At 36.1% G+C, this 1495-nt stretch carries 2 protein-coding genes; one reads left to right on the top strand and one right to left on the bottom strand.

The window, feature by feature from the left end; translation table 11 throughout:
- The first annotated feature begins 100 nt into the window (after window positions 1-100).
- Window positions 101-1267, top strand: coding sequence for an IS256 family transposase (locus ACIQCO_RS28150; protein WP_400435481.1), 1167 nt, complete (start codon window positions 101-103; stop codon window positions 1265-1267).
- Window positions 1268-1293: 26 nt separating this feature from the next.
- Here the strand turns inward: ACIQCO_RS28150 and ACIQCO_RS28145 are convergent.
- The coding region (locus tag ACIQCO_RS28145; RefSeq protein WP_400435478.1) for a hypothetical protein at window positions 1294-1495 on the bottom strand (202 nt) is incomplete at its 5' end.

The following is a 1495-nucleotide window of genomic DNA, read 5'->3' as shown; positions in this document are numbered from 1 at the left end:
GATTAAGTCCGTATAATTGTGTAAAAAGAAAAGAGTCATTTTTATCCTACTTGGCTACAATGTTTAACAACCACGATAAACATAGAAAAGAGGAATAAAAATGACCCAATTACAGTTTAGCCTAGATATGGAACTTTTAAAAGACTCAGTAATGAATTCAAATATTGATAACGTTGTTAAATCAGCTGTTGTTCTGGTTTTGAATGAGTACATGGAGAAAGAAAGAAATGATTATTTACACGCCGCTGCATATGAACGCTCTGAAGAGCGTCTTGATTACCGAAATGGCTACTACGAACGTGAATTAACGATGAGTATCGGTAAGATAAAACTTAAGGTTCCTAGGACTCGAAATGGTGAGTTTTCACCTACGGTTTTTGAGAAATATGCACGTTGTGACCAGGCATTAGTACTCTCTATGCTAGAGATGGTTATCAATGGCGTTTCTACACGTAAAGTTACACATATTGTGGAACAACTTTGTGGTGAAAGTAAGTCAAAATCGTTTGTTTCTTCACTTACTCAAAAGCTTGATCCTATTATTAATGACTGGGCCAAACGGCCCTTAAATATAAGGTATTATCCTTTTGTTTTTGTAGATGCAATGTATATAAAAGTTCGTGAACATCATCGTGTCGTCTCTAAGGCTGTTTATATAGCCACTGCTATCACTGAAAGCAAAACACGTGAAATTCTTGGGTTAAGTGTGGATCATGCTGAGAGTTATGAAAGTTGGAGTCGCTTTCTCCAACAACTAAAATCACGTGGTCTTCAATCCCCAAAGCTAGTCATTTCAGATGCTCATCAAGGGCTTCAAAAGGCGATTCAACGTGAATTTATTGGGACTAGCTGGCAAAGGTGTAACGTTCATTTTAAACGTAATATCATAGAAAGGCTTCCAAAAAAGGACTCAGCGGAAATACGTATGATGATTAAGCGTATTTTTGATGCAGTCACAATTGAGGATATGCGGAATTTTAAAGGTGAACTGATGAGTCAGTTTGGGGACAATCCTAAATACGAACAAGCTCTGAAAATATTAGATGATGGTTTTGAAGATACCATACAATACATGGAATACCCGGAAGATATCCGTTGTCATATCCGTAGTACAAATTCTCTTGAGCGATTAAATCAGGAAGTCCGAAGAAGAGAAAAAGTAATTCGTATTTACCCTAATACACAATCTGCTTTTCGTTTAGTAGGAGCTGTTTTAATGCATTATCAAGAAACCAATTATTCAAAGCAGAAATCTATTAAAAGGTAGATGTTTAATTTTCAACGTACTTCCAATTATGGATTATTCCATATCCAGTCAAGGCTATCAAAGGAAAAACCGCCTTTGACACCCTTGACTGGATATGGAGATTGAAACCCATGGAAGTAACGCGCGAAAAATGTTAAGGGGTAAGTCGGCTGATCATATATATTTGACATAACAAAATTTGGTTGAAAACATTGTTTAGCAAATTTACACAAAATCAAGGACTTGACT

It is taken from the genome of Neobacillus sp. NPDC093127, assembly GCF_044754175.1.
GTDB lineage: Bacteria > Bacillota > Bacilli > Bacillales > Cytobacillaceae > Neobacillus.
The sequence above is the reverse complement of the archived record's forward strand: the minus strand, read 5'-3'. Positions and strand labels throughout refer to the sequence as shown.

Coding starts and splice junctions, on each gene's coding strand:
- ACIQCO_RS28150 (WP_400435481.1), top strand. CDS start 101: ATGACCCAATTACAGTTTAGCCTAGATATGGAACTTTTAAAAGACTCA.